This is a genomic window from Marinobacter fuscus, assembly GCF_003007675.1.
Lineage (GTDB): Bacteria > Pseudomonadota > Gammaproteobacteria > Pseudomonadales > Oleiphilaceae > Marinobacter > Marinobacter fuscus.
The window spans coordinates 1-2,207 of record NZ_PXNP01000070.1 but is presented as its reverse complement, the minus strand read 5'-3'; the positions used below and the strand labels follow the sequence as shown (position 1 = coordinate 2,207).

The window sequence follows — 2,207 nt, the reverse complement described above, 5'->3', positions numbered from 1 at the left end:
GCTACATGGACTCCCCCTGCGGTCAAGCAACGCCATTTGATTTCGAAGCGGTTTGAGACTGCAGCTCTACATTCGGCCTCTTGTTGGGCGCTTTTGCCCGGGCCAGGATGATGATGCGTGTGAGTGATGACCTCATTCGTTAGTCGGCTTGTATCAGCCGCAAGGCTTAACAGGTTCAATCACTCTCGGTCTGACCGTTCCGTCATCGCTTGCCGTTGCTAGACTCGGCTGGCAGGCGTGTTCTGCCTGTCGTTGGTGCCTGGTTATCAGCCCTCCATAGGCTGTGTTTTAAACTCGGTTTGGTTCATCAACAGCGCCCAGATAATCCGGGCATTCTTGGCGGCCAATGCTACGGCGGCTCGTTTGTAGCCGCGGCGTTCCACCAACTCTTTAGCCCACTCGCTGAGTTGATCGTGTTTGTCGGCGAGTTTGGCAATCACCGCTCGGGTGCCATGGATCAGCAACATTCGCAGGTACTTGTCCCCGCGCTTGGTGATTCTACCCAGCCGGGGCTTGCCTCCGGTCGAGTACTGCCTGGGTACAAGCCCCAGCCAGGCGGCGAAGTGTCGTCCGCTTTTGAACTGTCTGGGATCGGGCGCACTGGCCAAGATCGCGGTGGCAGTTTGTGGTCCTATTCCTGGAATGGCCATTAGCCGTTTGGCCTGCTCGTCGCGCCGGGCCATGGCTTCGATTTCCCGGTCATAGGCCAGGATCTCTTCATCGAGCTGGAGAATGCGCTGGTTGATGTTGTTGAGTAAACGCCGTGCGAGCATGGGCAAACCGTTTTCGGCATCTTCCAGGATTTCGGGAATCCGGTGTCGGGCATGATAGCGCCCCTGGGGGATAATCAGTCCGAACTCGGCTAACAGCCCGCGAATCTGATTGATCTGGGCTGTGCGCTCTTTGGTTAACCCACGGCGAATGCGGTGAAGGCACAGTACCGCTTGTTGGTCCTCAGTCTTAACTGGAACAAAGCGCATATTGGGCCGGCTGACGGCTTCGCAGATGGCCTCGGCATCGTTGTCGTCGTTCTTGCTGCTCTTGCGATACGGAGCGACAAAGCGGGGCGCAATGATCCGGGCATCGTGGCCGAGTTTGGTTAACTCCCGAGCCCAGTAATGGGCACCGGAACAGGCTTCCATGCCGATCAGGCACGGCGGCAGTTGTGCGAAGAACGCCAACAGTTTGGGGCGATTGAGCCGTTTGCGAACCACGACCTTGCCGTGTTGATTGGTGCCATGAATACTGAACACAGTTTTCGCCAGATCGATGCCAATGGTTGTAACATTCATGGTGACTCCTCCTGCTTTTGATTGAAGATGTCAGACACCTTCAATGTGGCACATAGATGCCGTGGGAGCAGGGGGAGTCCATATCATTCGTTAGCACCAAAAAGTTCAGATATGGCAAAGGTTAAGAAAAAGCTCACTCCGGCTCAAAAGAGAGCAAAGAAAGCCGCGAAGGCAGAGCGGCAAAGGAAGTACCAGTGGGTCTTTATGAACGGTAAGCAAGTCAGAATAAAGCGGCCACCAACCGTGGATGGTATGCCTGTAGATCAGTTCATCGAGGAGAATGCTGATCCGATTTGGCTCCATCAGAGCGAGTTGTGGGAGCTGATGCCGGTTGAAGACGCTCTTTCTGGCCCTGAGCCGCCTACCGAATCAGGTGCAACAGAGGAAGATGAAGACGGAATACCATTTTGACTTTAGCCACAGGCGTTCAGTTGAGCAGTGCTAACCAGGCAAGCCACGGCGACGGTTACTGCATTGCGGCTTCGCCTCCATTCCGCAACCGCGCGTGCTTCGCGGCGTTAAGTTTAGGGAGAAGCCGTGAACAGCATTATTGAATTCATGCTTGAAAGCGCTGTCGTAAACTCGATCCCGATATTTTTTGCCGCTGGAATTATCGCGCTCATTGGAGGGCCGTTACTCAAGAAGGCTGGTATTGGAACGTACTTCCGTGGCTTGATCTATTCTGTCATTGGTGTGAGTGCCGGAGTATGGAGTTATACCGTATTCGACATACCGGGTCGCGGTATTGAATTGCTTGAGTTTGCTACTCTTACTGTTGGTATGCTTCTCTATAGCTTGGTAATCATCATGCCCATTGTTGCGATTAAGAACCGCGCAAAAACTTAACAAATCGCAGCAGTACGCGGCTGATGGCCGCCGGACGCCCCTGTCGGGCCGCCGCTGTGCTTCGCGTTA

General features: G+C 54.4%; 3 protein-coding genes. 2 read left to right on the top strand and 1 reads right to left on the bottom strand.

All coding sequences use genetic code 11. The annotated features are described in order from the left end of the window. Positions 1 to 266: 266 nt before the first annotated feature. Positions 267 to 1,292 (bottom strand): IS110 family RNA-guided transposase, encoded by a 1,026-nt coding sequence (locus C7H09_RS09455; RefSeq protein ID WP_106762037.1) that lies wholly within the window; start codon positions 1,290 to 1,292, stop codon positions 267 to 269. 111 nt (positions 1,293 to 1,403) lie between these two features. Here C7H09_RS09455 and C7H09_RS09450 point away from each other — a divergent pair, with 111 nt between their 5' ends. After that, entirely contained in the window at positions 1,404 to 1,703 is a 300-nt protein-coding gene (locus tag C7H09_RS09450; RefSeq protein WP_084342486.1) for a hypothetical protein, read from the top strand. A gap of 126 nt (positions 1,704 to 1,829) precedes the next feature. After that, the gene (locus C7H09_RS09445) at positions 1,830 to 2,138 is read left to right on the top strand and encodes a hypothetical protein (protein ID WP_106761488.1); all 309 of its coding nucleotides are present in this window, start codon (positions 1,830 to 1,832) and stop codon (positions 2,136 to 2,138) included. The last annotated feature ends 69 nt before the right edge of the window (positions 2,139 to 2,207 follow it).

Bases quoted from the DNA above. Each gene is read 5' to 3' on its own strand.
- C7H09_RS09455 (WP_106762037.1), bottom strand. From the start codon at position 1,292: ATGAATGTTACAACCATTGGCATCGATCTGGCGAAAACTGTGTTCAGT.
- C7H09_RS09450 (WP_084342486.1), top strand. From the start codon at position 1,404: ATGGCAAAGGTTAAGAAAAAGCTCACTCCGGCTCAAAAGAGAGCAAAG.